Source organism: Sulfitobacter sediminis, from assembly GCF_040811725.1.
Taxonomy (GTDB): domain Bacteria; phylum Pseudomonadota; class Alphaproteobacteria; order Rhodobacterales; family Rhodobacteraceae; genus Sulfitobacter; species Sulfitobacter sediminis.
Window position 1 is genome coordinate 267,993 of record NZ_JBFNXX010000001.1, and the last position, 26,471, is coordinate 294,463.

Annotated in this window: 25 protein-coding genes; 9 read left to right on the top strand and 16 right to left on the bottom strand. The window is 64.0% G+C overall.

Annotation, left to right across the window (positions count from 1 at the left end; genetic code table 11):
- Nucleotides 1–79: 79 nt before the first annotated feature.
- Entirely contained in the window at nt 80–2,107 is a 2,028-nt protein-coding gene (locus AB2B41_RS01315) for an FAD-dependent oxidoreductase (protein WP_367875934.1), read from the bottom strand.
- Nucleotides 2,108–2,308: 201 nt separating this feature from the next.
- Between AB2B41_RS01315 and AB2B41_RS01320 the strand changes: the two genes are divergently transcribed.
- Together AB2B41_RS01320 and AB2B41_RS01325 are read left to right on the top strand one after the other, a co-directional pair.
- Nucleotides 2,309–2,791, top strand: a complete 483-nt coding sequence (locus AB2B41_RS01320) for an RNA pyrophosphohydrolase (protein ID WP_367875935.1) — start codon at nt 2,309–2,311, stop codon at nt 2,789–2,791.
- A complete protein-coding gene (locus AB2B41_RS01325) occupies nt 2,791–3,267 on the top strand; it encodes a hypothetical protein (protein WP_367875936.1) in 477 nt (158 codons plus the stop codon). Before AB2B41_RS01320 ends, AB2B41_RS01325 begins: the two co-directional genes overlap by 1 nt.
- Before the next feature lie 44 nt (nt 3,268–3,311).
- Here the strand turns inward: AB2B41_RS01325 and AB2B41_RS01330 are convergent, their stop codons facing one another.
- From AB2B41_RS01330 to nth, 3 genes are read right to left on the bottom strand one after another with little or no spacing between them, the layout of a single operon-like run.
- Nucleotides 3,312–3,902 (bottom strand): GNAT family N-acetyltransferase, encoded by a 591-nt coding sequence (locus tag AB2B41_RS01330; protein WP_367875937.1) that lies wholly within the window; start codon nt 3,900–3,902, stop codon nt 3,312–3,314.
- Between the two features lie 4 nt (nt 3,903–3,906).
- Nucleotides 3,907–4,896, bottom strand: coding sequence for an adenosine kinase (locus tag AB2B41_RS01335; protein WP_367875938.1), 990 nt, complete (start codon nt 4,894–4,896; stop codon nt 3,907–3,909).
- 20 nt (nt 4,897–4,916) lie between these two features.
- Nucleotides 4,917–5,567, bottom strand: coding sequence for an endonuclease III (gene nth / locus AB2B41_RS01340; protein WP_367875939.1), 651 nt, complete (start codon nt 5,565–5,567; stop codon nt 4,917–4,919).
- Between the two features lie 91 nt (nt 5,568–5,658).
- Here nth and AB2B41_RS01345 point away from each other — a divergent pair, with 91 nt between their 5' ends.
- The 3 genes from AB2B41_RS01345 to AB2B41_RS01355 all read left to right on the top strand — a co-directional run bounded on the left by AB2B41_RS01345 (nt 5,659) and on the right by AB2B41_RS01355 (nt 7,963).
- On the top strand, nt 5,659–6,522 hold the full coding sequence (locus AB2B41_RS01345; RefSeq protein ID WP_367875940.1) for a methylated-DNA--[protein]-cysteine S-methyltransferase: 864 nt from the start codon (nt 5,659–5,661) through the stop codon (nt 6,520–6,522).
- A gap of 122 nt (nt 6,523–6,644) precedes the next feature.
- On the top strand, nt 6,645–7,313 hold the full coding sequence (locus AB2B41_RS01350; protein WP_367875941.1) for a YiaD family glycine zipper/OmpA-like lipoprotein: 669 nt from the start codon (nt 6,645–6,647) through the stop codon (nt 7,311–7,313).
- A gap of 113 nt (nt 7,314–7,426) precedes the next feature.
- Nucleotides 7,427–7,963, top strand: coding sequence for an NADPH-dependent FMN reductase (locus AB2B41_RS01355; RefSeq protein WP_367875942.1), 537 nt, complete (start codon nt 7,427–7,429; stop codon nt 7,961–7,963).
- 92 nt (nt 7,964–8,055) lie between these two features.
- Here AB2B41_RS01355 and AB2B41_RS01360 read toward each other — a convergent pair whose 3' ends face one another.
- Entirely contained in the window at nt 8,056–8,463 is a 408-nt protein-coding gene (locus AB2B41_RS01360; RefSeq protein ID WP_367875943.1) for a VOC family protein, read from the bottom strand.
- A gap of 27 nt (nt 8,464–8,490) precedes the next feature.
- Between AB2B41_RS01360 and AB2B41_RS01365 the strand changes: the two genes are divergently transcribed.
- Complete coding sequence (locus AB2B41_RS01365) at nt 8,491–9,288, top strand: HTD2 family dehydratase (protein WP_367875944.1); 798 nt, start codon at nt 8,491–8,493, stop codon at nt 9,286–9,288.
- Here the strand turns inward: AB2B41_RS01365 and AB2B41_RS01370 are convergent.
- Nucleotides 9,285–10,322: an NAD(P)/FAD-dependent oxidoreductase gene (locus AB2B41_RS01370; protein ID WP_367875945.1), complete on the bottom strand. Its 1,038-nt coding sequence runs from the start codon at nt 10,320–10,322 to the stop codon at nt 9,285–9,287. The genes AB2B41_RS01365 and AB2B41_RS01370 overlap by 4 nt on opposite strands.
- Before the next feature lie 53 nt (nt 10,323–10,375).
- Between AB2B41_RS01370 and mnmC2 the strand changes: the two genes are divergently transcribed.
- Both mnmC2 and AB2B41_RS01380 read left to right on the top strand, forming a co-directional pair.
- Nucleotides 10,376–11,050, top strand: coding sequence for a tRNA (5-methylaminomethyl-2-thiouridine)(34)-methyltransferase MnmC2 (gene mnmC2, locus AB2B41_RS01375; RefSeq protein ID WP_367875946.1), 675 nt, complete (start codon nt 10,376–10,378; stop codon nt 11,048–11,050).
- A complete protein-coding gene (locus AB2B41_RS01380) occupies nt 11,047–11,925 on the top strand; it encodes a DMT family transporter (protein ID WP_367875947.1) in 879 nt (292 codons plus the stop codon). Before mnmC2 ends, AB2B41_RS01380 begins: the two co-directional genes overlap by 4 nt.
- On the opposite strand, the gene AB2B41_RS01385 is transcribed toward AB2B41_RS01380, so the two are convergent.
- Entirely contained in the window at nt 11,881–13,857 is a 1,977-nt protein-coding gene (locus tag AB2B41_RS01385; RefSeq protein WP_367875948.1) for a lytic transglycosylase domain-containing protein, read from the bottom strand. The two genes, AB2B41_RS01380 and AB2B41_RS01385, sit on opposite strands and share 45 nt — an antisense overlap.
- 126 nt (nt 13,858–13,983) lie before the next feature.
- Here AB2B41_RS01385 and dapA point away from each other — a divergent pair, with 126 nt between their 5' ends.
- The gene (gene dapA, locus AB2B41_RS01390) at nt 13,984–14,859 is read left to right on the top strand and encodes a 4-hydroxy-tetrahydrodipicolinate synthase (RefSeq protein WP_367875949.1); all 876 of its coding nucleotides are present in this window, start codon (nt 13,984–13,986) and stop codon (nt 14,857–14,859) included.
- A 58-nt stretch (nt 14,860–14,917) separates the two neighbouring features.
- Here dapA and AB2B41_RS01395 read toward each other — a convergent pair whose 3' ends face one another.
- From AB2B41_RS01395 to AB2B41_RS01435, 9 genes are all read right to left on the bottom strand, one after another.
- Nucleotides 14,918–15,793, bottom strand: coding sequence for a dimethyl sulfoxide reductase anchor subunit family protein (locus AB2B41_RS01395; protein WP_367875950.1), 876 nt, complete (start codon nt 15,791–15,793; stop codon nt 14,918–14,920).
- Nucleotides 15,793–16,542, bottom strand: coding sequence for a 4Fe-4S dicluster domain-containing protein (locus AB2B41_RS01400; RefSeq protein WP_367875951.1), 750 nt, complete (start codon nt 16,540–16,542; stop codon nt 15,793–15,795). The genes AB2B41_RS01395 and AB2B41_RS01400 overlap by 1 nt, the downstream gene beginning before the upstream one ends.
- Nucleotides 16,543–16,620: 78 nt before the next feature.
- Nucleotides 16,621–19,434, bottom strand: coding sequence for a molybdopterin oxidoreductase family protein (locus AB2B41_RS01405; RefSeq protein ID WP_367875952.1), 2,814 nt, complete (start codon nt 19,432–19,434; stop codon nt 16,621–16,623).
- A 20-nt stretch (nt 19,435–19,454) separates the two neighbouring features.
- Nucleotides 19,455–20,213 carry a TSUP family transporter gene (locus AB2B41_RS01410; RefSeq protein ID WP_367875953.1) on the bottom strand — a complete coding sequence of 253 codons (759 nt, stop codon included), beginning with the start codon at nt 20,211–20,213 and terminating at the stop codon, nt 19,455–19,457.
- Nucleotides 20,206–21,213: a phosphate acetyltransferase gene (gene pta, locus AB2B41_RS01415; RefSeq protein WP_367875954.1), complete on the bottom strand. Its 1,008-nt coding sequence runs from the start codon at nt 21,211–21,213 to the stop codon at nt 20,206–20,208. Before pta ends, AB2B41_RS01410 begins: the two co-directional genes overlap by 8 nt.
- 38 nt (nt 21,214–21,251) lie before the next feature.
- A complete protein-coding gene (gene xsc, locus AB2B41_RS01420) occupies nt 21,252–23,033 on the bottom strand; it encodes a sulfoacetaldehyde acetyltransferase (protein WP_367875955.1) in 1,782 nt (593 codons plus the stop codon).
- Nucleotides 23,034–23,137: 104 nt separating this feature from the next.
- Nucleotides 23,138–24,601 carry a MocR-like pyridoxine biosynthesis transcription factor PdxR gene (pdxR, locus tag AB2B41_RS01425; protein WP_367875956.1) on the bottom strand — a complete coding sequence of 488 codons (1,464 nt, stop codon included), beginning with the start codon at nt 24,599–24,601 and terminating at the stop codon, nt 23,138–23,140.
- 340 nt (nt 24,602–24,941) lie between these two features.
- Nucleotides 24,942–25,979, bottom strand: a complete 1,038-nt coding sequence (locus tag AB2B41_RS01430) for a Hint domain-containing protein (protein ID WP_367875957.1) — start codon at nt 25,977–25,979, stop codon at nt 24,942–24,944.
- A gap of 140 nt (nt 25,980–26,119) precedes the next feature.
- Entirely contained in the window at nt 26,120–26,383 is a 264-nt protein-coding gene (locus AB2B41_RS01435; protein ID WP_367875958.1) for a glycine zipper 2TM domain-containing protein, read from the bottom strand.
- Nucleotides 26,384–26,471: the final 88 nt, after the last annotated feature.

Sequence of the window (26,471 nt, forward strand, 5' to 3'; positions counted from 1 at the left end):
GACGAAGCGCAATGAAAAGCAACTCAAAAACGGCGATTTCCACCAAACCGACAAGCCCCGTGGGAGGAGCGTCATAGCCCTAAAGCGTCGCCGCCAGCCGCGTGCCCTGGTTGATCGCCCGTTTCGCATCAAGCTCGGCTGCCACATCCGCCCCGCCGATCACGTGACAGGTCTTGCCCTTCGCCTCCAGCGCATCGGCGAGCGAGCGGTCCGACAGCTGCCCGGCGCAAAGAACGATGGTATCCGCCTCGATCAGCGTCGGCTTCTCGCGCGCCTCGCCGAAGGTGATGTGCAGACCGTCCTTGTCGATCTTTTCGTAATTCACCCCTGCGACCATCTTGACGCCCTTCATGTCCAGCGCCGCGCGGTGGATCCATCCCGTTGTCTTGCCCAGCCCCTTGCCGGGCTTCGACGCCTTGCGCTGCAGCATCGTGACCTGCCGCGCGGGCGCATGCGGCTGCGGCCCCTCGGGCGCAAGCCCCGACCGATGCTCTGCCGGGTCCGCGACACCCCATTCCGTCATCCATTCGGGCAGGTTCAGCGTCGGGCTTTCCCCCTCGTGAACAAGGAACTCCGACACGTCGAACCCGATGCCGCCCGCACCGATCACCGCGACACGGTTCCCGATCTTGGCCGTGCCTTTCAGCACATCGACGTAGCTCACGGTATTTCCCGTGTTCTGCCCCGGTATCTGCGGGTCGCGTGGGATCACGCCCGTGGCGATGATCACCTCGTCGAAACCATCAAGGTCATTGGCGCTGACTTCGGTATTCAGCTTCACCGTCACGCCCAATTCATCGACCATGGTGCGGTACCAGTCGACAAAGCCCCAGAATTCTTCCTTGCCCGGCACCTGCTTGGCCATGTTGAGCTGCCCGCCGATCTCGGACGCGCGGTCGAACACGGTGACCTTGTGCCCCCGCTCCGCCGCCGCGAGCGCGGTCGAGAGCCCAGCCGGTCCCGCGCCGACCACAGCGATGGTTTTGGGCGTTTCCACGGGTTCCAGCTTCAACTCGGTCTCGTAGCAGGCGCGCGGGTTCACGAGACAACTGGAAATCTTGCCGCTAAAGGTATGATCCAGACAGGCCTGATTGCAAGCGATACAGGGCGCGATGGTTTTCGACTTCCCCTCCATCGCCTTCAGCACGAAATCCGGGTCCGCCAGCATCGGCCGCGCAAGGCTGACCATGTCGGCGCAGCCATCGGCCAGCACTTCCTCGGCCACCTCGGGTGTGTTGATCCGGTTCGAGGTGATCAGCGGGATCGACACCTGACCCATCAGCTTTTTCGTCACCCAGGCAAAGGCCGCGCGCGGCACCGATGTCGCAATCGTCGGGATGCGCGCCTCGTGCCAGCCGATCCCGGTGTTGATGATCGTGGCCCCCGCCTTTTCGATCTCCTTGGCCAGCTGCGCCACCTCCTCGTAGGTCGAGCCATTGGGGACAAGGTCGATCATCGACAGACGGTAAATGATGATGAACTCTTCCCCTACCGTCTTGCGCACGCGCTTGACGATCTCGATGGGCAGCCGCATCCGGTTCTCGTAGGACCCACCCCAGCGGTCCGTCCGCTTGTTGGTGTGGGTGACAAGGAACTGGTTGATGAAATACCCTTCGGAACCCATCACTTCGACCCCGTCATATCCTGCCTCCTTGGCACGACCCGCGCAGGCGGCGATATCGGCGATCTGCTTTTCGATCCCGTCCTCGTCCAGCTCTTTCGGTGGGAAAGGAGATATCGGGGATTTCACCGGCGAGGGCGCCACGCATTCGGGGCTGTAGGCATAGCGGCCCGCGTGCAGGATCTGCATGGCGATCTTGCCACCCGCGTCATGCACCGCCTTGGTGATCACCGAATGGTTCGCCACGTCCTTGTCCGACACCATCATCGCCGCCCCCGGCAGTACCGATCCCTCGCGGTTCGGCCCGATGCCGCCTGTTACCATCAGCCCCACCTGCCCGCGCGCGCGCGCGGCATAGAACTCCGCCACACGGTCCCAGTCCTTGGTCTCTTCCAGCCCGGTGTGCATGGAACCCATCAGCACACGGTTTTTGAGCGTCGTGAACCCAAGATCGAGCGGGGCAAGCATGTGGGGATAATCGGACATGGGGCTACCTTTCTGGCCTTGGCGATGTTGCACGGGACAACATCGGAAAACGGGGGCCGAGTCACGCTGAACGCGGCGTCATCATGTCTGCTATGGGATAACAGGCGCGGATCGGTGACAAGGGTCAAGCGCTGGCTTTTTGCCCAACCGCAATCATGTTACCGGTCAGACAGGCCGCAATCAGATGGAGACCGCGCCGCGATGAGCCCCGAAGAGATCGACAAACTGCCCTACCGTCCCTGCGCCGGCGTGATGCTGATGAACGAGGCACGCGAGGTTTTCGTGGGCCAGCGCAAGGACCGCTATACCGAGGCCTGGCAGATGCCGCAGGGCGGGATCGATCCGGGTGAGACCCCGCAGGAGGCCGCGCTGCGCGAGCTCGAAGAGGAAACCGGCGTCAGCCGCGATCTGGTCACCGTTATCGCCGAAACCAGCGGCTGGGTGCCTTACGATCTGCCGCACGATCTTGTGCCGCAGCTCTGGAAGGGCCGCTTCAAGGGGCAGGAGCAGAAATGGTTCCTGATGCGCTTTCACGGGACGGACGACGCGGTGAACATCTTCACCGAGCACCAGGAATTTTCGGCCTGGAAATGGATGCCGACCGCCCAGGTCCTCGACAGCATCGTGCCCTTCAAGCGATCGGTCTACGAGGCCGTCCTCGCCGAATTCCGGGACCACCTGTAATGCGCGCCGCGCTCCTTCTGCTCGCCCTGATAGCCCCCGCGCCGGCGCTGGCGCTCTCGTGCCTTGCCCCGTCGGTCGAGCGCAGTTTTGCCCGCTTCGACGCGGCGGAGGAGGAATACGTAGTCGTGCACGGCCGTTTGACGCTCGACGAAAGGGACCTGCCTGAGGGCATGATCGCCGAACCGCCGCCACCGGCGATGACCCACGTCGAGGCAAAGCTGCGAGGGTCCTCGCTGACCCGTGAGGGTTTCAAGTTGCCGTTCGAACAGGCGATCACGCTCGAGGTTGCCTGCCTGGGGCCCTGGTGCGGCTCGGCGCAGAACGGCGAAGATGTGCTGGCCTTCGTGCGAAAAGATGCGGACGGCTACGCGATTGCAGTCGGCCCGTGCGGCGGATCGATCTTTGGCACACCCAAGCCCGAGATGCTGAAGGCGGTACTTGCCTGTTTGCGCGATCAGAACTGCACGGAAGACTGACAGGCAGGCCTTGCGTTCCCGTCGGCGACCGGGATCGCATTCACTCAGCGGATGATCGGGACGTGCGGTGCGACGTCTTCGGGCAAAAGGCCGATGAGCCGGGGATCGTCAGCGATTTCGACCTGCGTGCGGTAGGGTTTGAAACCGCTGCGGATATAAAAACCCAACGCATTGGGGCTGTCGATTGTACAGGTGTGGACGTGGAACCGTTTGATGGGATTGGTCCAGGCAAGGCCAATCGCCCGGTTCATCAGGAAACGTCCCGCACCGGAGCCGATCAGCCTGTCGGTGAGCCCGAAATAGGCCAGTTCGCATTCACCTTCGGTGCGGAAGTCAAGCTCCAGAATGCCCTCGTCGCGGCCGTCGACGCTGAGCGAGAAGATCGCCACATTCGGGTCCGAGATGATCAGGTCAAGCTTCGCATCCGAGAGCTTGCACCGCCCGAACCAGAGCCAGGGCGCGCCGACGCGTTCGAAGATGTCCCGGTACCAGGCGACATCGGGCTTCTTGGCCTCAAAGGTTACGCCCGGCGGCATCGGGACCTCCCGCGTGTCGGCGGGTTCGGTCATCTCCAGATGCGTGACCACCATCGCCACCTTGCCGGGTGGCACGTCGTGATATCCATCGGCGAGCATGGGATCAAACCAGCCCGGCGGCTTTGAACTCCGCCAGCATGTCGCGCTGCGGGCGCGGCCCGATGTGGCTGATCACTTCGGCCGCGCAAAGGTTACCCATGCGCCCGCAGGTCTCAAGGTCGCAGCCCTTCGACAGGCCAAAGAGGAATCCCGCGGCAAACTGGTCGCCCGCGCCCGTGGCATCGACCGGCACGACCTTCTTAACCGGCACATCCACCCGCTCGCCCTCGCGTACCAGCGTCACGCCGTCGCCGGACCGGGTGCAGACAACGATCCCGCAAATCTCGGTGGTCTTGGCAATCGCCTCTTCCACGTCTTCGGTCTCGAACAGCGACCGCAACTCCGCCTCATTGCCGATGACGTAGTCCAGATCGTGCTCGATCAGCGACAGGAAATCGTCCCGATGCCGCTCTACGCAGAAGGGGTCCGAAATGGCGATCCCCGCCATCCCGCCGCCCGCCCGCGTGGCCCGCGCGGCCTCGCGAAAGGCGGTCTTGCCCGCGTCATGGTCAAAGAGATAGCCCTCAAGGAACATCAGCCTGGCCTTGGCCGAGACCTCTTCGGGCACGTCCTTCAGCGTCAGACCCGTCGAAATACCGAGGTACGTGTTCATCGACCGTTCCCCGTCCGGGGTCACAAAGATCATGCTGCGCGATGTCGGCACCTCGCCATCGGGCACCGGCGGGTTAACGAAGTCGATCCCGTGATCCGCCATCGCCTTGGCATAGAAGATGCCCAGCACGTCGTCGCGCACCCGCCCGATGAACGCGGTTTTCAGGCCCAGCGCACCCGCCCCCGCGATGGTATTGGCCACGGACCCGCCAGGTGTCTGCACCCGCTCTTTCATCGCCCCGTACAGCATCTCGGCCCGCTCGCGCTCCACGAGCTGCATGATGCCTTTCTCGATATCCATGTTGGCCAGGAAATTGTCGTCGATCTGGCTGATCACATCGACCACGGCATTGCCGATACCAACGAGTTCGTAAGTCGTCATGGGAAGTCCTCAGGAGTTGGTCAGGGCGTCTCGGTCTTATCCTCGAAGGGACAGAGATCGCGGATGATACAGGTCGGGCACATGGGCTTGCGCGCTTTGCAGTGATAGCGCCCGTGCAGAATGAGCCAGTGATGCGCATGCAACTGGAAATCCGCAGGCACGTTATCCTCGATGGCGCGTTCAACCGCATCGACCGTCTTGCCCGGTGCGATCCCGGTGCGGTTGCCCACGCGAAAGATATGGGTATCGACGGCCTGCGCCGGGTAATGCCACCACATGTTTAGAACAACGTTTGCGGTCTTGCGCCCGACCCCCGGCAGCGATTGCAGAGCGGCGCGGGAATTCGGCACCTCGCCGCCGTAGTCATCGACAAGGATCTGGCTCAGCTTCATCACGTTCTTGGCCTTCTGGCGGAAAAGGCCGATGGTCTTGATATGCTCGATCAGCCCCTCAAGGCCCAGGTCCAGCATTTTCTGCGGTGTATCCGCCACCTTGAAGAGGCTCCGCGTCGCCTTGTTCACCCCCGCATCCGTTGCCTGCGCAGACAGGGCCACCGCGACGACCAGCGTGTAAACGTTGACGTGCTCCAGCTCCCCCTTCGGTTCGGGGTCTGCCTCGTGAAAGCGGGTAAAGATCTGCCGGATGGTATGATAATCGAGCTGCTTTGCCATGATGCCCGGTATGCGCGAAGGGGCGCGCGGGGGCAAGCGGTTGCGCATGTTTCGGGTCGCGCGAGGCGGGGCATGTGCCTAGATTGGGGGCATGAACCAGACCACGCCTATTCCCGCCCTCGACGACGGCTATCACTACAAGGTCATGCGCCGCGCCATCGACCTGCTGGACGCCGCCGAAGAACCGCTCAGCCTTCAGCAGATCGCGGCCGAGATGGGCATGTCACCCGCGCATTTCCAGCGTCTCTTTTCCCGCTGGGTCGGTGTGTCCCCCAAGCGTTACCAGCAATACCTGCAACTGGGGCAGGCCAAGGAAATGCTGCGCGAGCGCTCCACCACGCTGGAGGCCGCGCATGAGGTGGGGCTGTCCGGCACCGGGCGTCTCCATGACCTCTTCCTGCGGTGGGAGGCGATGAGCCCCGGCGAATACGCCCGCGCGGGCGAGGGTCTGACGATATACTGGGGCTGGTTCGACAGCCCCTTTGGCCTTGCACTGGTCATGGGGACCGAGAAGGGCATTTGCGGTTTGGCACTCGCCGCCGAAATGGGCGAGGACGCAGCGATGCAGGACCTGATGTCGCGCTGGCCCAAGGCGGAGTTCATCGAAGACCCCATGATGCTGCGCCCCTGGGTGCTGACCGCGTTCGGTGCCGAGGACGGATCGCTGGACAAGGCCCCGCTTTATCTCATCGGCGCGCCTTTCCAGATCAAGGTTTGGGAAGCACTGCTGCGCGTCCCCTCGGGCCATGTCACGACCTACTCCGACATCGCCAACGCCATCGGCAGCCCTAGGGCCGTGCGCGCCGTGGGCACCGCCGTCGGTCGCAACCCCGTCTCATGGTTGATCCCCTGCCACCGCGCGCTGCGCAAGTCCGGCGCGCTGGGCGGCTATCACTGGGGCTTGCCCGTCAAACGCGCCATGCTGGCCTTCGAGGCGGCGCGGGCAGAGGCGTAAGCATGTTGGCGGGTTCTCGCCGATGCAACTTTCCCTGTGATTTCGGCGGGCACCCGCCCCATATATAAGGCACAGACCAAGTGCCCTGCCCGAACGGGGCCCGAAACATGAAGGCAGTAGATATGATTTCTTCCAAAATTTCCGTGGCCGCGCTGGTGGCCGGTGCCATGGCGCTTGGCGCCTGCACCGATCCCGGTGCATTCACCTCCCCTGACAATCCCAACCAGAAGCGCAACCAGGGCGCGTTGATCGGTGCGGCTTCGGGTGCCGTGATCGGGGCGCTGTCCAAGGGTGACGGCAACCGGGGCGACGGCGCTCTGGTTGGTGCGGTCCTTGGCGGTGCCCTTGGGGCCGGCATCGGCTACAGCCTCGACAAGCAGGAGGCGGAACTGCGCGCGCAGATGAACAGCAACGTGACGATCACCAACACCGGTGACCGGCTCATCGTGACCCTGCCCAACGCGCTGCTCTTTGCCACCGACAGCACCGCGCTCAGCCCGACATTGCAGGGCGATCTGCGGGCGCTGGCGCAGAACGTGCAGGTTTACCAGAACTCGACCCTGCAAATCATCGGCCATACCGACAGCGACGGTGACGCCGCCTATAACCAGACGCTGTCCGAGGGCCGCGCGCGGTCCGTGGCCAACACGCTGATCGCCAATGGCGTGCCCCCGCAGCGCATCCAGTCCTTCGGGCGCGGCGAGAGCCAGCCGGTGGCGAGCAACCTCACACCCCAGGGCAAGGCCCAGAACCGCAGGGTCGAGATCGTGATCCTGCCCAACGCGGCCTGATCCCGGACTTTCCGCACAAACGCACAGAGCCCCTGCATTTCGCGGGGGCTTCTTGCTTTTTGGGACGCGCGCACAAGGTATACGCGAACGGAACTCAAACCGGAGGACACCCCATGGCGGCCCCCAAGCTCATCGGCCTTTCAGGCTCTCTTCGCGACGACGCGACCAACTCCAAGCTGCTGCGCGAGGCCGCGCGGCTTTTCGGCGAGGCGGATTTCACCCTGCTCGACATCCGCTTCCCGCTTTATGACGCGGAAGACGAGGCCGAAAAGGGCGTGCCCGCGGCCGTGCAAAAGGCCGCCGACCAGATCGCTGCCGCCGACGCGGTGATCATCTCGACGCCCGAGTACAACAAGGGACCTTCGGGCGTTCTGAAGAACGCGCTCGACTGGATCAGCCGCGCCGAGGGCAAACCCTGGAACGGCAAGCCCGTAGCGGTGATGTCGGCGGCCGCGGGCCGTGCCGGTGGCGAACGCGCCCAGATGATCCTGCGCGGTTTCATGGTGCCCTTCCGCCCGCGCATCCTGCAGGGCCCCGAGATTCACCTTGCCGACAGTTCCAACCAGTTCGACGAGAACGGCCACCTGACCGGCGAGATTTACGTGAAAGAGCTGGGGCAGCTGATGACATCCCTGCGCGAGATGATCTGATTGCGCAGCAGAGCTGCACGGCATTATTTGGGGGCTCCGCCCCGTCAGCAAAGCTGACTCCCCGGGACTTTATGAGGCCAGAAAGAGGGCGGTCAGGGCGCGCTTTCTGTGGCGATCTCAATCAGATTGCCGTCGGGGTCGCGCAGGTAGATCGAGGTGAGCGGGAACCGTGCGCCGGTGCGTGCAACCGGGCCTTCCTCGACAGCGATGTTCCGGGCCTTAAGGTGGCCGATCCAGTCGGCGAGTGGCCGGTCGGTGAGAAAACACAGATCGGCGCTGCCGGTGCTGGGGCGGGCCGCCTTGGGTTCGAACTCCCGTCCGGCCTCGTGCAGGTTGATCTTGGAGGGCCCGAACCTCAGCGCGCAGCGGGACGATCCGTCTACAACGTCGAAGCTTTCGGCTCGCATTCCCAGCGCCCCGGTATAGAATTCGATACTGCGGGGAATATCCGCGACCGTCAGGACAAGATGATCGAGTGCTGTGAGTTGCGGTTGCGGCATGGGGCGGTCCTGGCATAGTGCTTGTCCATGCAGTCTGATCAAAGCCCCGCCCAACGTCAAAGCGATGTGATGGATCCCGCCCGTGCCAACGCCTTTCGCGTGGCGCTGGGGGAGGGGGCGGGTATCGGCGCGGGTGACGCGCTGCCGCCCTTCTTCCACCAGCTCTATTTCTGGTCGCCCGAGCCGCCCGCGAACCTCGGCCGCGACGGGCACCCGCAGGTCGGCGGGCTGATCCCCGACATGGGCCTGCCCCGGCGCATGTGGGCGGCGGGGCGTCTGGCCTTTCACGCGCCCCTGAAGGTGGGCGCGCCTGCGGAGCGTGTCACGGTCTGCGAGAACCACCAGCGCAAGGAAGGCCGCTCGGGCCCTCTCGGCTTTGTAACCCTGCGCCACGAGATGCACCAGGAGGGCAGGCTTTGCGTGACCGAATGGCAGGATCTCGTCTACCGCGAGGACCCTTCGCCCCATGCGCCCAAGCCCAAAGCCCCGGTCGCGCGCACCGACGAGAGCCATTGCGAGGCGGTCAGCTTTTCCTCGACCCTGCTCTTCCGCTACTCGGCGCTGACCTTCAACGGGCACCGCATTCATTACGATCTCGACTATGCCCGCGACGTCGAAGGCTACGGCGGGCTGGTGGTGCACGGTCCCCTGTTGGCGCAACTGCTGTTGCTGATGGCGGAAAGGCACCTCGGGCCGCTGAGGACCTTCGAATTCCGGGCCACCGCGCCGCTGATGCATTACGAGACCGCGCAGCTTTGCCTCCAGGATCGCGAGCTTTGGGTGCGCGGCCCGGACGGGCGCCAGTGCATGACGGCGCGCGCCTAGAGGTTATCCTCGACCCGGAACCCTTCCGGAACGCGGTCGATGCCTTCCAGCACCAGGTCGACCATGACCTCGGCCACCTTCGGGGCCATGCCGAAGCCGATCTTGAAGCCGCCATTGGCGATGAAATGCCCGGGTCGTTCTGGCCATGCCCCCAGCATCGGCGCGCGGCTGCGGGCCCGGGGACGCACTTCGGCCCAGCGGTCGATAACAGGGGCATCGCGCAGCGCGGGCACGGCGGCGCGGGCGGCCTCGATCACAGCGTTGAGCCGCGCGTCGGTTTCCGTAGCGGAGGTGTACTCACGCTCCGAGGTGGAGCCCACCGCGACCGTCCCGTCACCATGCGGGATGATGTGAATGCCGCCCGCGAAAAGCTGCGGCATCCCCCGCGCGTCATATTGCAAGAGCGCGGCCTGCCCCTTGACCCCCGCACCCATGCTGCGCCGATGCCCGGCGCTCAGGTCTTCCAGTCCCGCGACACCCGTCGCCCAGACGGTCGGGCCTTCTGCATCGCTCTCCGCAGCGATGGATAGCCCTTCCTGAGCCAACGCCCGCACCAGCGCCTCACAACCCCTGCGCGGATGCACCAGCGCGCTCAGCGTATCGCGAATAAGGTAGCCGCCTGGGCTTTGCGGCTCCCACTCCGCATCGGTTGCTTCGACAACCTCCCAGACCGCATGATCCTGCCAGAGCGTGCGCGCCGTACCTTCCCGCTGCCGCGCAAGGGCCAGCGCATGATCGTCCGCAATCGGTTGCAGCCGCCCGTTGCGCGCATAGCCGGGCGCGCCGCCGCCTGCCTCGGCAACCTCGGTCCAGAACCCTTCGGCCATGAGCAGGCTCTCTAACTGGAACGCCTTCTTGGCATTCCAGTTTTCCGGCACATGCGGTGCCAATGCCCCGACGATGCCGCCGCTGCTGCCCGAAGCCGCGCCATGGGGGTCCACCACGGCCACCCGCGCGCCGCGCTGCACCGCGCGCCAAGCGATCGACAGGCCGAATATCCCCGCCCCGCGCACCACCAGATCGACGCTTGCCAAGGCCTCCTCCTTCGCGCATTGCTGAGCCCGAAGTCTCCTTACGCGACCCCGACATGCAGAACCAGTCAGATCAGATCCTGTGGCGCGAGGGCGGTGTGCCCGTATCGGTGCGTTTCGACGACCCGTTCTTCAGTCTTGAGGATGGCGAGGCCGAGACACGCCATGTGTTCCTGCAAGGCAACGACCTGCCCGCGCGGTTCCGCGACGGCTTTCACATCGCCGAACTGGGTTTCGGCACGGGGCTGAACCTGCTGATCGCCTGGGATGCATGGATGCGGTCTGGGCAGGCGGGTGCCCTGCGCTTTACCAGTTTCGAGGCCTTCCCGATGGACCCAGCCGACATGGCGCGCGCGCATGAGGCTTTCCCGTCCTTCGGCGGTCGTCGCGACCTGCTTACCGCCGCGTGGGATGGCAACGGTGGCATGCTTGACCTGCCGGGTCTCACCGCCGAGATCGTGACCGGCGATGCACGCGAGACCCTGCCGCGCTGGGAGGGCAGGGCCGATGCATGGTTTCTTGACGGTTTCGCCCCGGCCAAGAACCCTGAACTCTGGTCGCCCGAGCTGATGGCCGAGGTAGCCGCGCACACTGTACCGGGCGGCACGGCGGCCAGCTACACCGCGGCAGGTTTCGTGCGCCGGGGACTGACCGAGGCGGGCTTCGCCGTCGACCGCATCCCCGGCTTCGGACGCAAACGTCACATGATCCAGGCAGTCAAACCCGCATGAGCCAAAGCAACAACATCCCCCTTGGCATCGGCCTGATGGTGCTGACCACCTTCGTCTTTGCGGTGCAGGACGGTCTGTCGCGGCACCTTGCCGGGGAATACAACGTGCTAATGGTCGTGATGATCCGCTACTGGTTCTTCGCGGCTTTCGTCATCTCCATCGCCGGGCGCAAGGCCGGGGGCCTGCGCGCTGCCGCGCGCACCACGCAACCGATCCTTCAGGGCCTGCGCGGCCTGCTGCTGGCGGCTGAAATCTGCGTCATGGTGGCGGCCTTCACCATCCTGGGACTGGTGGAAAGCCACGCGGTCTTCACCTGCTATCCGCTGCTGGTTGCTGCCCTCTCGGGTCCAGTCCTTGGCGAAAGCGTCGGCTGGCGGCGCTGGTCCGCCATCGGCGTGGGGTTCATCGGCGTGCTGATCATCCTGCAACCGGGGATGAGCGTCTTTGACCCCGCCGCTGCCATCCCGCTGCTGGCCGCGACGATGTTCGCCGTCTACGGGTTGCTCACCCGCTACGTCTCGCGCAAGGACACCACCGCCACCAGCTTCTTCTGGACCGGCACCATGGGGGCCGTCGCCATGACGCTCGTGGGCCTCTGGTTCTGGGAGCCGATGACCGGGCGCGATTGGGTGTTCATGGCCTGTCTCTGCGTCACCGGCGTCACCGGCCACTGGCTGCTGATCAAGTGCTACGAAGTCGCCGAGGCCAGTGCCGTGCAGCCCTTCGCCTACCTGCAACTGGTCTTTGCCGCGATCATCGGCATCACGCTCTTTGGTGAGACGGTCAAACTGAACGTGGCCATCGGGGCCGCGATCATCGTGGCGGCGGGGCTATTCACCTTCTGGCGCGAACGCGTCAAGCGTGCTTCCCACTAGCTCCTTCGAAAAGGGCATCGGCAGCGGATCAAGTCCCAGCCGTGCGCGGTAGACCGGCAGGCTCTCTGCCACCCGCATGATATAGTTCCGGGTCTCGCGGAAGGGGACCATCTCGATCCAGTCGACGATGTCAATCTCGCCCTTGCGCGGATCGCCATAGTCCTCCATCCAGCGCGGTGGCCGCGCGGGCCCCGCGTTATAGGCGGCCGAGACCATCACGACATTCCCGTCGAACCGCCCGGCCATCTGGCGCAGATACTCCGCCCCCAGCCGCGCGTTGTATTCTGGGTCGGCGGTCAGCCGGTCCGTGGTGTGCAGATCGCTGACGCCAAGGTCCAGTGCCACGTCGCGCGCCGTACCGGGCATCAGCTGCATCAGACCCCGCGCGCCCACCGGGCTTTGCACCACCGGGTCGAACTCGCTCTCCCGCCGGGCGATGGCCAGCGTCATCTCGGGGGCCATGCGCAAATTTTGCCCGGTCAGCGGATGCAGCGCATAGTAAGGGGCCGCAATCGTCAGCCCCCGCCGCGCCGCGCGCTTGCCGATCATCACCGCCAGATGCGGCTGCCCAATGTCGATCGCGGCCTGCCCCAGCAGGGCAAGATCGTCCGGCACAAGCTGATCCGCCAGCTGCGTCCAGAACCACTCGGCCAATCCCAGCTCTCCCGAGGCCTGCAACAGCATTCCCGCCTCGAAGAGTGGATCGCGGGCAAGTGGCGAGCTGCGCCAGTCGACCTCCGGCACCGACCCCGCCAGCGTGGCATCGAAGGGTAGCCCCGCCCGCTCGGCGGCCAACAGCCCGTAGAAAGACGTCTGGTATTGCGCGCCCATCGCATAGGCGGCTTTTGCCTCGTCCGCCCGGCCCAAAGCCTCAAGCGCGCGGCCCTGCCAGTATCCCGCGCGGCCCTTGGAGATGGGCGATTCCACCTCGTCCCCGTGATTGCCGAAATGCCCAAGCGCCCGCTCCGGATCGTTCAGGAAACGCAGCGCGATATAGCCGGACAACCACTCCAGATCGGCGAAATGTGACCCTTCGGTCAGGAAATGTCGCGACGCCATCGCATAGGCGCGGCTTGGATCGCCCGAGCGCATCTCGTCCCGCGCAAGCGCCCTGCGGCGGTTGGCCCATCCGGCAGGCTGACCGAGACCCTCCGCACTGGCCGAGGCCTCAAGCAGCAATTCCTTGGCACTGTCCTCCAGCCCCGCGCGAATCCGCCATTCGAACCGATCATGCTGCAAGCCGGGGTCTTTCTGCTGCGCCGCGCTCAGCGCCGCGATCATCCCGTTTACCCCGTCCGCACGGCGCTGCAGGGCGATCCGCGTCTCGGCAACGGCCTTTTCCGCTTCGCTCACCAGATCGAACATCCGCCGCGCGTTGTCATGCGCCCGGTCCCATAGCATCGCGTCAAGCCGTGCCGCGTGATGCGGCTTCAGCAATGCCTCATGGGCTGCAAGGAACGCCGCCTGCTCCTCCGCGTCCATCGGCATCGTGCGCCATGCCAGAACAAGATTGGCCTGCGCGTCCCCGCTCTTTCCCGCCCGCTTGAGTGCTGCCGCGTGGGCCAGCACACCGTCCGGCGTTTGCGCGGGCATCTGGGCAAAGAACGACAGAATGACGTCATCAGGCTCACCGATCACCGCCGCTTCGGTCTGCTTGCGCAGATAGGCCTCCCCCGGCCAGTCGCGGCGCCGGTCCAGAAACGCGCGCGCCTCGGCATAGGTGCCGCGTCCCGCACGCAGCCGATGCCATTCGATCACATCCGCCGCGACCGCCCCGTCCTTCGCCGCGATCCGCGCCGCGTTCTCCCAACTGCCCGCGCGCATGGCATCGAGTGCCCAGCCCAGGGGGCGGGGTCGCTGCTCGGCCACGGCGGCGAAAGCCATAACAAAAAGCAATGCCGAAACGGCCAGAATCCGTGTGATCGCTTGCATTTCCTGTGACCTTGGGGCTAGAGGCTTGCAACATATCGCATGGGGCGGCGCAATCAAATCACATCGCCGTCTTTTCACTGTCCCCGCTCGGCATTCCGCCGACCAGCACAACAAAGGAGCGTGCACATGTTCAAAGGCTCACTGCCTGCCCTCGTCACGCCGTTTCGCAACGGCGAGCTGGATCTGGAGACGCTGAAGAAACTCGTCGAGTGGCACATCGGCGAAGGCTCGAACGGTCTGGTTCCGGTGGGCACCACCGGCGAATCCCCCACGCTGTCGCACCGCGAGCACGAGATCGTCGTCGAAGAGGTCGTGAAGGCCGCCAATGGCCGCATCCCGGTCATCGCCGGTGCCGGGTCGAACAACACGGTCGAGGCGATCCGTCTTGCCCGCCATGCTGAGTCCGTGGGTGCAGACGCGATCCTCGTTGTCACGCCCTACTATAACAAGCCCACGCAGCGTGGGCTGATCGCCCACTTTACCGCGATCCACGATGCCTGCGAATTGCCCATCGTGATCTACAACATCCCGCCCCGCTCGGTGATCGACATGACGCCCGCGACCATGGGCGAACTGGCGAAACTGCCGCGCATCATCGGGGTCAAGGACGCCACCGGCGATCTGGCGCGGGTCAGCTATCAGCGCATGACCTGCGGCAAGGACTTCGTGCAGCTCTCGGGTGAGGATGCGACCGCGCACGGGTTCAATGCCCAGGGTGGCGTCGGCTGTATCTCCGTCACCGCCAACGTGGCCCCCAAGCCGCTCGCCGAGATGCAGGCGGCCTGTGCCGCGGGCGACTATGCCAAGGCACTTGAGATCCAGGACCGGCTGATGCCGCTCCACAGGGCGATCTTTACTGAACCGGGGCTGGTTGGGGTGAAATACGCCATGTCGCGGCTCGACCTCTGCTCGGACGAGGTGCGCCTGCCGCTGACGGGCCTGTCGGATGAGACGAAGGCGCTGGTGGACGACGCCCTGCGCCACGCGGGCCTTCTGAATTAAGACGGAGGGTGGGGCCAAGCCCCACCTTACGCACGCCGGGGCTCACCCCGCCTTTCGGTTATCTCTTCCCGTAATACAGACCGACCACATGCTCGGCCTCCGCAAAGAACAGCCAGCGCGAAGCGAGCACGCCCGCCACATGCGCCACCACCGCAATGAGCGCGATGAAGTGGTTGAACGGCAGTAGAAGCAGCACCACCGGCGCCACGATCATCAGCCCCAGAGCGATCATCCGCAGCTTCTGCGCATGCTTGCGCCCGATGACATGCACAAACTCGCGCAGCAGGTAGTTGGTGCCCGTATGCGGCGGCTCGAAGGCGCGGACCTTGCCCATGTTCCCAAGCTGCGTCGCACTCGCCAGATCGGTGCCGGAACTGGCAAAGGCCTTGTCCCCCATCACCCAGGTCGCGATCTGCACCGCACCCGCCACCAGCAAGAGCACGATCGCCCAGGTGATCTGCCCCGCCATCAGCGCGCCGCCCGCAAGGCTGATCGACAGGAAATAGGCAGGAGTCAGCGGGAGCTGGTTCCAGCGCGGTATGGTTTTGAGCTGCGCATAGATCATGGATGTCGTGAAGACGGTCCCGAGCGACAAAAGCGCGCCGACTATGCCGAGCAGCGTCCAGCGCTCCCCCAGAAACACCAGCCCCGCCCCGTAAAGCGCCATGACGATGAGCGCCGCCACCGCGCACCAGCCCTCGCGGCTCAGCCAGCTTGTGCGCCACTGGGTAAAGGCCTTGAGCGCCCGTTCCGGGTGGCCAAGGTGGAAGGTCGAGGAAATCAGCCCGCCCACCGCAAGCACGTAGGCAATGGCGAAGAAGGCAAAAGCCACCCAGCCCGTCACGGCGGGAAACCCGAAGCCCAGCCAGAACAGAAGCCCAAAGCCAAGCCCCGAGAAGGTGGAAAAGAAGATAACGGAAGGAGCGGGATGCATCAGATTTTCTCCAGCGCTTTGTCGAGCCAGCCCAGGAACCCTTTCGGCTCCGCCTGGGTCACCGGCTCGAGGAAGGGGGCCAACACGTCGAACTCGGGCATCGCATCGCGCGGACGCGGCGGCAGGTACTTGTTGACGGGCTTCGTGCCCTGCTCGGGCATCAGATCGACGCCGCCGCGCTCCGCCACCAGCTGGCTCACGTCACTCTCGGGATCGCCGAGATCGCCGAAATGCCGCGCGCCAGCCGGGCAGGTGCGCACGCAGGCGGGTTGTCGGTCCACCTCCGGCAGGTTCTCGTTGTAGATGCGGTCGACGCAGAGGGTGCATTTCTTCATCACCCCCTCCAGCTGATCCATCTCGCGCGCACCATAAGGACAGGCCCAGGCGCAAAGCCCGCAGCCGATGCAGTCGCTCTCGTTCACCAGAACGATCCCGTCCTCGATCCGCTTGTAGCTGGCCCCCGTCGGGCAGACGGTCACGCAGGGCGCATCCTCGCAATGCAGGCAGGACTTGGGGAAATGCACGAGCTTCGCCGTGCCCTCGGCCGGTTGCACCTCGTAGCTGTGCACGCGGTTGAGGAAGGTGCCGGAGGGCTCGGCGCCGTAGGGGTCCGTATCGGACAGCGGCGCGCCGTAGTTCTCGGTGTTCCAGCCCTTGCAGGAGATCACGCAGGCATGACAGCCGACGCAGGTGTCGAGGTCGATGACGAGGCCGAGCTTCTTTTCGGTGCTGGCGGGAAGAGACGTCATGTTTTGGCGCTCCTTGCTACTGCTGGACTGGGGCTCTGCCCCAGACCCCGGAGGTGTAGTGGAAAGATGAAGCTAGGGTCATTCGCCGACCTTCCATGCGAGTTTCTCCGGGCCCTGACCGACCGGGGATTTGATTGGCGGGTATTCGGGTCGGGACTCCTTGGGGGCTTCCACCTTTTCGATCCTCACTTTGAGGTCGAACCACGCCGCCTGCCCGGTGACGGGATCGGAATTGGCCCAGCGCATGCCGTCACCCTTGGGCGGCAACAACTCATGGATGAGGTGGTTCAGCAGGAAGCCCCTGGTCGCCTCAGGTGCATCGGGATCAAGCGCCCAGGCCCCCTTGCGCTTACCGATCGCGTTCCACGTCCAGACAGTGTTCTCGTTGAGCGCCGCCATCTCCCTCACCGGCACCGTGATCTCGCCGTGCGGTGAGGAGACGCGGGCCCAGTCGCCGTCGCTGAGCCCATGCTCGCGCATCAGCTTGGTCGGGACAAAGAGCGGGTTGTGTCCGTGAAGCTGACGCAACCACGCGTTCTGGCTGCCCCATGAATGGTACATCGCCATGGGCCGTTGCGTCAGCGCATTGACGGTGAAACCCTCGTTGCCCGTCTGGTCGGTCTCATACCAGATCGGCAGCGGCGAGAGCGTGTCCTTGATCCGCTGGCGCAGATGATCCGGGGGCTGGCGCTTGCCATGGCCTTCGGCGGCGAGCTGGAACTTGCGCATGGGCTCCACGTAGAGCGAGAAGATATAGGGCTGCGGGCTGTCGTAGAGGCCCATCTTCACGGCCCAGTCCTGGTAGGCGGTGTTCCAAGGCTTGTAGTAGGCTGCCGCATCGGGGATATGCTCGACAAAGAAGCCGCCGTTCTTGATGTAGCTGTCGATCTGCGCGGCGTTCACCCCGCCGCGCCCAGATTGCAGGCCCTTGTCGCCCATGCGCCAGCCTGCCAGCGGGCCGATGCCGGGGCGGCGTTCGTGGTTGACGATGTAGTCAGCGTAATCGGCGTATTTCTGGCTGCCGTCCGCGTTGGTGAAGCCCGGCAGCCCGAGACGCGCGCCCAGATCGCAGAGGGCGGACTGAAAACCCTTCACGTTGCGGTCCGGCTCCACCACGGGCCAGCGGATCGCATCCGCCGCCGCGTCTGCCTCGCAGATCGGGCGGTCCAGCAGCGAGATGCAGTCGTGGCGTTCCAGGTAGGTGGTATCGGGCAGGATCAGGTCGGCATAGGCCACCATCTCGGAACTGTAAGCGTCCGAGTAGATGATATGCGGGATCACGTAGTCGCCGTTCTCGTCCTTGTCTGTGAGCATCTGCATCGTGCCCGATGTGTTCATGGACGAGTTCCACGACATGTTCGCCATGTACATGAAGAGCGTGTCGATCTTGTAAGGGTCACCCGCATGCGCGTTCGAGATCACCATGTGCATCAGCCCGTGGGCGGACATCGGGTTTTCCCAGGTATAGGCCTTGTCGATGCGGGCGGGGCTGCCATCGGCCTTCAGCGCCAGATCGTCGGGGCCATGGACGAACCCGAGGTGCGGGCCGTTGAGCGGCGCGCCGGGTGTCAGGCCGACGTGGGGCTTGGGGTGCGCCGTGGCAGGCTTGGGGTAGGGCGGTTTGAAGCGGAAGCCGCCCGGCACCTCGACCGTGCCCAGCAGGATTTGCAGCGTGTGCAAAGCGCGGCAGGTCTGGAACCCGTTGGCATGGGCGGAGATGCCGCGCATGGCGTGAAAGCTGACCGGGCGGCCCGTCATTGTCTTGTGGGTCTCGCCTCGGAAATCGGTCCATTCGTGGTTTAGCTCAAAGCTTTCCTCGAACGCCACCCGCGCCAGTTCCGCCGCGATCGCGCGGATGCGCTTGGCCGGGATGCCGCAGCGCTCGGCGACAGCCGCGGGGGCGTAGTCGTCCGACAGATACATCTCTGCCATCTTGTGGAAGACCGGGACATGGGTGACGCCCTTGGCGCGATGTGTCGCGGCGAGGTCGGGCTTGACGCCCTTCTGGTCGTAAGGCGTCAGCTTGCCCGTCACCCGGTCGATCACCAGCTGCTTGCCGTTCTCGTCGCGCAGGTAGAGGCCGTATTCGGGCGACTTTTCATCGCCATTGAGCAGCACGCCTGCGTCGGTGTATTGCGCCAGATAATGCAGGTCGATCTTGCCCGCCTTCATCAGGCAATGGATCATCGACAGGATGAAGAGCCCGTCGGTCCCCGGCGTGATCCCGACCCAATCGTCTGCCACCGCGTTATACCCGGTGCGAATGGGGTTGACCCCGATCACCCGTGCGCCGCGCTTCTTGATCTTGCCGATGCCGATCTTGATGGGGTTGCTGTCGTGATCTTCGGCCACACCGAACAACATGAAAAGCTTGGTGTGATCCCAATCGGGCTGCCCGAACTCCCAGAAGGCACCGCCCATCGTGTAGATGCCCGCCGCCGCCATATTGACCGAGCAGAACCCGCCGTGCGCCGCGTAATTCGGCGTGCCGAAATTCTGCGCCCAGAAGGAGGTGAAAGACTGCGACTGGTCGCGGCCGGTGAAGAACGCGAGCTTCTCGGGGTTGGTTTCACGAATGGGCTTCAGCCAGCCACAGGCGATATCATAGGCCTCGTCCCAGGAAATCTCCTCGAACTCGCCCGACCCGCGCGGCCCCACCCGCTTCATCGGGGCGCGCAGGCGCGAGGGGGCGTTGTGCTGCATTATTCCCGCCGAGCCCTTGGCGCACAAAACTCCCTGATTGACCGGATGGTCCCGGTTGCCCTCGATATAGGCGACCTTGCCGTCCTTCATGTGCACGTTGATCCCGCAGCGGCAGGCGCACATGTAGCAGGTCGTCTTGCGGACCTCGTCAGAGACCTTGGGCGACAGGTTCAGCTTGGGCTGGTTCATGTGTTCAGGTCCTTTTCATGTCAGATCACGCTGCGCAGCAGCGACGCCGCCGCCAGCCCGATAAGGAGCCAGAGGCAGAAGTGCTTGTAGTAAGGTTCCCACCGGGGATTGAAGAGCTTGGTACCTAGGAATACGCCAAGAAGGGTGACAGGTACCAGTGTCAGCGAGCCAAGCGTCGCGGCACGCGTCATGACACCGAAATAAAGCAGATAGACCAGCGCGCCCAGCGAGCCGATGAAAAGATACAGCACTAGCGTGCCGCGCATCGACCGCGCGGTGTTGCCCTGGCTCAGCACGTAGAGGGCGACGACAAGGCCGCCGACATGCGCCACACCTGAGACGATCCCCGCGATCGTCCCGGCGATGAGCGTGCCCGCGTGGCTGGCGAGCGCCGGTATGCTGACCCTGAGCAATTGCAAAGCGGCAAGAGCGAGGATCACCCCCAGGGCGACCTGGCTTGATGTGTCCACCGGCAGGCTGACCGTCATCCACAGGCCCAGCGGCCAGCCGATCCAGTTGCCGACCACCAGAAGTGCCGTGCGCGGCCGGTCCGCGTCCTGCCAGCCGCCGCGCGCCATCAGGATACTGGCCGCCATTTCCTGAAACCAGAGAACCGGGATCAGCAGGATCGGTGCGATAAAGCTTGCCGCCGAAGCCATCACCAGCGCGGAAAGCGCAAAGCCCGCGAACCCTCGTACCAGCCCGGCGACAAGGACGATTGCTGTCAGCAGGGCCGTTTCGGCGGGGGAGATGGGCAAAAACAGCCATGGCTCACCCATCGTCCGCGGCCGCTTGCAGCACTGTCACGGCGATCATGTTGGTCACATCGGTGATGTTGCAGCCCCGCGACAGGTCGTTCGCTGGCTTGTTCAGCCCCTGCAGGATCGGCCCGATGGCCTGCGCCCCGCCGATCCGCTGCGCGATCTTGTAACCGATGTTGCCCGCGTCGAGGTTGGGAAAGATCATCACATTGGCATGACCGGCCACGGGCGATCCGGGTGCCTTGGACGCCCCGACCGACGGCACGAAGGCCGCGTCGAACTGCATCTCACCATCCGACGCTAGCTTGGGATGTCTTTCCTTCAACAGCCGTGCGGCCTCGGCAACCTTGGTCACGCTGGGGTGCTTTGCGCTGCCCATGGTGGAAAAGCTCAGCAGCGCCACCTTGGGTTCTTCGCCCAGAAGCTGCCGGTGTGAATTGGCAGAGGCGGCGGCAATCGCGGCCAGTTCCTCTGTGTCAGGGTCGATCACGAGGCCGCAATCGCCGAATGTGAGGGCGCGGCGCCCCGAGGAATGCCCGTCAGGCAGGGCCATCAGGAAAAAGCTGGAGACCAGCGGTGCCTCGGGGGCCTTGCCGATACACTGCAACGCCGCGCGCACCGTGTCTGAGGTGGTATGGATCGCACCGCCCACCGTGCCATCTGCATGGCCATTGCGCACCATCATCGCGGCAAAAACAAGCGGGTCGCGCGCCTGTTCGGCGGCATAATCCTCGCGGATGCCCTTGTGCTTTCGCAACTCGTAGAAACTCCGGGCGACTTCGTCGGTCAGATCCGATGTTGCCGGGTCCTGGATCGTGATGTCGTCGCTGCCAGTCACGCCCGCCTGGTGCAGGCGTTCTTCGACCGTCGCGCGTGTCCCGACCAGCGTGATCCGCGCAATCCCGGCCATCGTCGCTTCAAGCGCGCCGGCCACGATCCGGGGATCGTGGCCTTCGCTCATGACGATATGGGCAGGCTTGGACGCGGCGCGAGCGCGAAGCTCTTGCAGCACCGTCATGGCCTGCCCCTTTTATGTGCCCGTTCGGATGGCACCGATCAGGCGACCTGCTGCGGACGCATGTCGTCCTTGCTGATGCCTGCCACCGCAACCGGCTTCTTCATCGCGTCGCGGCGGAAGGGCTCGCCCAGTTCCTGGTTAATCATGGCTTCGATCAGCGTGGTCTTGCCATGCTTCATCTGGTCCTCGATCGCCTTGTTCAGCGCGGCGGTTAGCTCGTCCATGGTGCGGGCAACAACGCCTTCCAGACCGCAGGCCTTGGCGATCCCGGCGTAGGAGACCTCCTCGTCCAGCTCGGTGCCGACGAAGTTGTCATCGAACCACAGCGTCGAGTTCCGCTTTTCCGCGCCCCACTGGTAGTTGCGGAAGACGATCTGCGTCACCGCCGGCCAGTCGCCACGACCGATGGCTGTCAGTTCGTTCACCGCGATGCCGAAGGCACCGTCACCGGCGAAACCGACAACCGGCACATCCGGGCAACCGATCTTGGCGCCGACGATGGCGGGCAGGCCATAGCCACAGGGGCCAAAGAGACCGGGCGCAAGGTACTTACGGCCCTCGTCAAAGTCCGGATAGGCGTTGCCGATGGCACAGTTGTTGCCGATGTCGGAAGAGATGATCGCTTCACGCGGCAGCGCGGACTGAATTGCGCGCCATGCCATGCGGGGGGACATCCAGTCGGGCTTGGCCGCGCGGGCGCGCTCGTTCCAGGTGGTGCCGGGGTCGTCCTGCTCGTGATCCATCGAGGAAAGCTGCTGCGCCCAGGTCGACTTGGCCTTGGCGATCTTGGCTTTGCGGTCGGCGCGGCCTGCATCGCCCGCGTCATCCGCCAGACCGTTCAGAATGCCATTGGCCACCTTGGCCGCGTCGCCGACGATGCCAACCGTGACCTTCTTGGTCAGGCCGATGCGGTCAGGGTTAATGTCGACCTGGATGATTTTTGCCTCCTTGGGCCAGTACTCCATGCCGTAACCCGGCAGGGTCGAAAACGGGTTCAGACGGGTGCCAAGGCACAGAACGACGTCCGCGTCCTTGATCAGCTCCATCGCCGCCTTGGACCCGTTATAGCCCAGCGGGCCCGCGAACAGCGGATGCGAGCCGGGGAAGGCGTCATTGTGCTGGTAGCCCACGCAGACAGGCGCATCCAGACGCTCGGCCAGTGCCTTGGAAGCCTCGATGCCGCCGGTGGACAGCACCACGCCAGCGCCATTGAGGATCACGGGGTTCTTGGCCTCGGACAGCAGCTTGGCAGCTGCGGCGACCGAGTTTTCGCCGCCCGGAGACCGCTCGAACTCGATGGGATCGGGGATCTCGATATCCACGACCTGCGTCCAGAAATCGCGCGGAATGTTGATCTGCGCAGGGCCGGACAGGCGCTTGGCCTGGCTGATCACGCGCGTCAGCACCTCGGCCACGCGGGACGGGTCGCGCACTTCTTCCTGGTAGGCGACCATGTCCTCGAACAGCTTCATCTGCTCGACTTCCTGGAAACCGCCCTGACCGATGGTCTTGTTGGCGGCTTGCGGCGTGACCAGCAGAAGCGGCGTATGGTTCCAGTATGCCGTTTTCACGGCGGTGACGAAGTTGGTGATTCCGGGGCCGTTCTGCGCGATCATCATCGACATCTTGCCGGTGGCGCGTGTGTAGCCGTCCGACATCATGCCGGCGCTGCCCTCATGGGCGCAGTCCCAGAACTTGATCCCTGCGGTGGGGAACAGATCGGAGATAGGCATCATGGCAGAGCCGATGATCCCGAAGGCGTTGTCGATACCGTGGCGCTGGAGGACTTTGACGAAAGCCTCTTCGGTGGTCATTTTCATGGCAGAACATCCTTGATTGAACGGGTGGTGGCGAATCTTGGCCCGAAACTACCGTGAAAGGTTTTTTCTGGTAGGGCCAATGACGAAGGTCGGATCAGTCCAGATCATGCAACAACGGCCATCTCCTCGGCGATCAGGTTGACGCCTTCCCGGATCCGGTTGCTGGGGATCGAGGAATAGGCGAGGCGGAAATAGTTCGAGGGCTGGTGGCTTCCGGCGAAAAAGGCGTGACCCGGTTCGATCAGGACGCTTCGCGCCTGCAGTCTGCGGGCAAGATCGCTGGTGTTGATTTCGCGCGGGGCGCGCATCCAGAAAGACGAGCCACCAAAATATCCCCGCCCCGAAATCTGCAGACCGTTGTCCGCCAGCGCGGCTTCCATCGCTTTGCGCCGTTCCTGAAGTGCCGCGCCCATCCGGCGGATCAGCGCATCATAATGCCCAAGCGACAGGAAATAGGCGGTTGTGCGCTGGATATGACCAGGCGGGTGGCGCAGCACGGAGGCGCGAAGCGCGCGCGCCTCGCGAATGAAGGGCTGGGAGCCGACGAGATAGCCCAGCCGCAGACCGGGGAAGAGCGATTTCGAGAAGCTGCCGACATAGATCACACGGCCGTCTGAATCGAGCGATTTCAGCGCGGGCGAGGGTGACTTGAGGAAAGACATCTCGAACTCGTAATCGTCTTCGACGATCAGCGCCTCGATCTCCTGCGCGCGTTCCAGCAAAGCGCGCCGCCGCTCCATCGGCATCGTCGCGTTCGTCGGACACTGGTGGCTGGGGGTGGTAAAGATCACGTCCGTATCGGGCGGGATCGCGTAGGGCGGCAGGCCGTCCTGATCCACGCGAACGGGCGTCACATGGCAGCGGGACTGCGAGAGGATGTCGCGCAGCGCGGGATAGCAGGGGTCTTCCAGCACGGCACGGCGGCGCTGGGTCAGAAGCACCTGAGTGGTCAGCCACAGCGCGTTCTGAGCGCCGAGGGTGATCAGGATTTGATCGGGATTCGCGGTGATCCCGCGACGCGGCAGAATGTGGCGCGCGATAAACTCGATCAGCTGCGGATCGTCCTGGTCAAAGTAGTCCGTGGTCAGCGCGTTAAAGTCCCGTTGACCAAGCGCCTGAAGGGCGCAAAGCCGCCAGTTGGCGTGGTCAAAGAGCGTGGGGTCCGCCTGGCCGTATATGAAGGGATAGCGGAAGCGGGCCCAGTCCTGCGGCTTGCTCAGAGATCGGCCGCCGCTGAACTTCTGGCCGATGGCGCGGTGCCAGTCCACCGCGTCGGTACCTTCCGGCGTGGCCGTGAAGGTGGGGGGCGAGGGGGCGTTCTCGGAAACGTAATACCCCGAGCGCCCCTTCGAGACGAGGTAGTCGTTGGCCTGCAATTCAGTGTAGGCGATCGTAACGGTGATGCGGCTGACGCCGAGGTGCGCCGCCAGCTTGCGCGTCGACGGCAGCTTCTCTCCCTTCTGGAACCGTCCTGACAGGATGCCCCGCGCGATCATCTGCTGGATCTGCTGCTGGAGCGTGCCCTGTGCCTCCGGATGGAGGAAGAAGGTTTCGACGGGTAGGGTCATGAGGCGAGCATGTACTGGACCTATATTAGCCAAAATCTGGCATGATCAGATCGTCAATTTCAAGTGCCTGTATTATTAATGTACGACTCTTCTGGCAAAAAGTAAATATGAAAATGAGACTGAAAGTATCATTAAGAATATGTAAGCGCTTACATACTACGCTATCCCTCGCATCGAGTCGAGGGCAAACCGCGCACCCCTTTTCGAAGCAAATTCAGAGATTTACAGGATTGTCTGTCGTATTGCCCGGAAAACCCATGAATCATCAAGGTATGGACGTCGCGCGCATTGCGCCGCATCGGACCGCTTCGATTGCTGGAAAGATGTGAAAGAAGGGAAGTCAGCCAGCCAGATCGAATGCCGCGCCGGATACCGTCCAGCGTTTCGCGATTTGCCGCGCGATCGCGTTGTGCAGGATAGGTCGGGCCGGTTGCATTGGCTGTGCCATCAGGCTCTCTGAACGACGCAATAGCCCGTCGATGCCGGCATCCGCGGTCATCCGGCTGTAGGGTGTGAGCAAGAGCGTCTCGGACAACATCCCGTTGGAGTACAGGATGTTATGGTCATGTGTGAGGATATGATAGTACCGCATGCCGGTCGGTGGAGTGATCTCCTCGACACCGGCAAGAGCGCTGAAGGCATGTACCGGGGCAAGCGCGGCATCGAGGTTCGTAGCATGGCCGCCAAGCATTGTGCGATCGAGAAAGACGCGATGCTGACGGGAGAAACAGGTGTCGGCAAATGGCGCGCCCGGGCCGAAAGTACCCGCACTCACCCGAAAGGCGCGCAGACCCTTGCGGCGATTCATTTCAATCCAGCTGACGTGCGGCCCACCGATCCAGAGAATCGGCTGATCGCCTCGGTCCAGCGTGGTGACAAGATCGCCGATGCGCAGGGAGTCGACCGGCCTGTCGCCTTCGGGAGTACGGATCAGCGTTCCGGCGCCAAAACAGGCAACCCCCTGCGCCGAGAATGAACTGTACTGCGTGCTGTTTGGCGTGGTTACCGAAGTGACCGTGTATTCCGTGTTGAGGGCGGGGGCGGGCTCTTGGAAGATGTAATAGTACGAGTTGCTCGACGCGATGAAGATTTCTGTCATCTTGAAAGTGTTCGTACCGTCGCCGAGCGTAATCTCCCTGCGGGGCTGAACCTGGCCGGAAGCTTCGGGATTGCCGAACTCGTCCAGGACAACGACCGTCTGGTCGGTATCCTCGTCGTCGCGGTCGTCGGTGCCGTCCTGCAGGAACGTATCATTGTCGGTGATGGAAATGGTATGGTCAGACGGCTGGGTGAATGTGATCGTGTCACCGTTGGTCGGGGTGCCCCCCGGCCAGGTGATCTGATCGTCGTCGTAGCCGAGATAGTCGAAAGTTGCCATCCCTTCGCTATGACCTGAGAACTTGAACTTCGGGTGTAAGAATGGTGCCCATTTTGTGGCAAATGCAGCACCATTTTCTCTGGGCTAAACGGAAAGGGCCCCCGCGACTGCGGGGGCCCCTGTTGGTCGATTTGCCGCGCCTATGGGCAGGCGGCGGTATAGCGGCTGCCGTCCGGGCGCTGGTAGACGCAGGCACCCGATTGGGTACGGCCGAGATAGCTGCCCGCAGCGGCACCGGCAGCACCTCCGATCAGGGCACCGACGACCTTGTCGTCATCGCCGGACACAGCGGCCCCGGCAGCGGCGCCCAACGCGGCACCCGCGAGGGTATTGGTCTGCTGGTCCGCAGGGGCGCAGGCCGCGATGGCCGCGATGAGGGGGAAGGAAAGCAAGAGCTTCTTCATGGTAGTCTCCAGTTGTCGATTGGCAGAATAACATCGTGTTTCTGCACCGGGTTCCATGACATTTGTCAAACCGGCGATCTTTGGCCGA

Bases quoted from the DNA above. Each gene is read 5' to 3' on its own strand.
- AB2B41_RS01315 (WP_367875934.1), bottom strand. From the start codon at position 2,107: ATGTCCGATTATCCCCACATGCTTGCCCCGCTCGATCTTGGGTTCACG.
- AB2B41_RS01320 (WP_367875935.1), top strand. From the start codon at position 2,309: ATGAGCCCCGAAGAGATCGACAAACTGCCCTACCGTCCCTGCGCCGGC.
- AB2B41_RS01325 (WP_367875936.1), top strand. From the start codon at position 2,791: ATGCGCGCCGCGCTCCTTCTGCTCGCCCTGATAGCCCCCGCGCCGGCG.
- AB2B41_RS01330 (WP_367875937.1), bottom strand. From the start codon at position 3,902: ATGCTCGCCGATGGATATCACGACGTGCCACCCGGCAAGGTGGCGATG.
- AB2B41_RS01335 (WP_367875938.1), bottom strand. From the start codon at position 4,896: ATGACGACTTACGAACTCGTTGGTATCGGCAATGCCGTGGTCGATGTG.
- nth (WP_367875939.1), bottom strand. From the start codon at position 5,567: ATGGCAAAGCAGCTCGATTATCATACCATCCGGCAGATCTTTACCCGC.
- AB2B41_RS01345 (WP_367875940.1), top strand. From the start codon at position 5,659: ATGAACCAGACCACGCCTATTCCCGCCCTCGACGACGGCTATCACTAC.
- AB2B41_RS01350 (WP_367875941.1), top strand. From the start codon at position 6,645: ATGATTTCTTCCAAAATTTCCGTGGCCGCGCTGGTGGCCGGTGCCATG.
- AB2B41_RS01355 (WP_367875942.1), top strand. From the start codon at position 7,427: ATGGCGGCCCCCAAGCTCATCGGCCTTTCAGGCTCTCTTCGCGACGAC.
- AB2B41_RS01360 (WP_367875943.1), bottom strand. From the start codon at position 8,463: ATGCCGCAACCGCAACTCACAGCACTCGATCATCTTGTCCTGACGGTC.
- AB2B41_RS01365 (WP_367875944.1), top strand. From the start codon at position 8,491: ATGCAGTCTGATCAAAGCCCCGCCCAACGTCAAAGCGATGTGATGGAT.
- mnmC2 (WP_367875946.1), top strand. From the start codon at position 10,376: ATGCAGAACCAGTCAGATCAGATCCTGTGGCGCGAGGGCGGTGTGCCC.
- AB2B41_RS01380 (WP_367875947.1), top strand. From the start codon at position 11,047: ATGAGCCAAAGCAACAACATCCCCCTTGGCATCGGCCTGATGGTGCTG.
- AB2B41_RS01385 (WP_367875948.1), bottom strand. From the start codon at position 13,857: ATGCAAGCGATCACACGGATTCTGGCCGTTTCGGCATTGCTTTTTGTT.
- dapA (WP_367875949.1), top strand. From the start codon at position 13,984: ATGTTCAAAGGCTCACTGCCTGCCCTCGTCACGCCGTTTCGCAACGGC.
- AB2B41_RS01395 (WP_367875950.1), bottom strand. From the start codon at position 15,793: ATGCATCCCGCTCCTTCCGTTATCTTCTTTTCCACCTTCTCGGGGCTT.
- AB2B41_RS01400 (WP_367875951.1), bottom strand. From the start codon at position 16,542: ATGACGTCTCTTCCCGCCAGCACCGAAAAGAAGCTCGGCCTCGTCATC.
- AB2B41_RS01405 (WP_367875952.1), bottom strand. From the start codon at position 19,434: ATGAACCAGCCCAAGCTGAACCTGTCGCCCAAGGTCTCTGACGAGGTC.
- AB2B41_RS01410 (WP_367875953.1), bottom strand. From the start codon at position 20,213: ATGGGTGAGCCATGGCTGTTTTTGCCCATCTCCCCCGCCGAAACGGCC.
- pta (WP_367875954.1), bottom strand. From the start codon at position 21,213: ATGACGGTGCTGCAAGAGCTTCGCGCTCGCGCCGCGTCCAAGCCTGCC.
- xsc (WP_367875955.1), bottom strand. From the start codon at position 23,033: ATGAAAATGACCACCGAAGAGGCTTTCGTCAAAGTCCTCCAGCGCCAC.
- pdxR (WP_367875956.1), bottom strand. From the start codon at position 24,601: ATGACCCTACCCGTCGAAACCTTCTTCCTCCATCCGGAGGCACAGGGC.
- AB2B41_RS01430 (WP_367875957.1), bottom strand. From the start codon at position 25,979: ATGGCAACTTTCGACTATCTCGGCTACGACGACGATCAGATCACCTGG.
- AB2B41_RS01435 (WP_367875958.1), bottom strand. From the start codon at position 26,383: ATGAAGAAGCTCTTGCTTTCCTTCCCCCTCATCGCGGCCATCGCGGCC.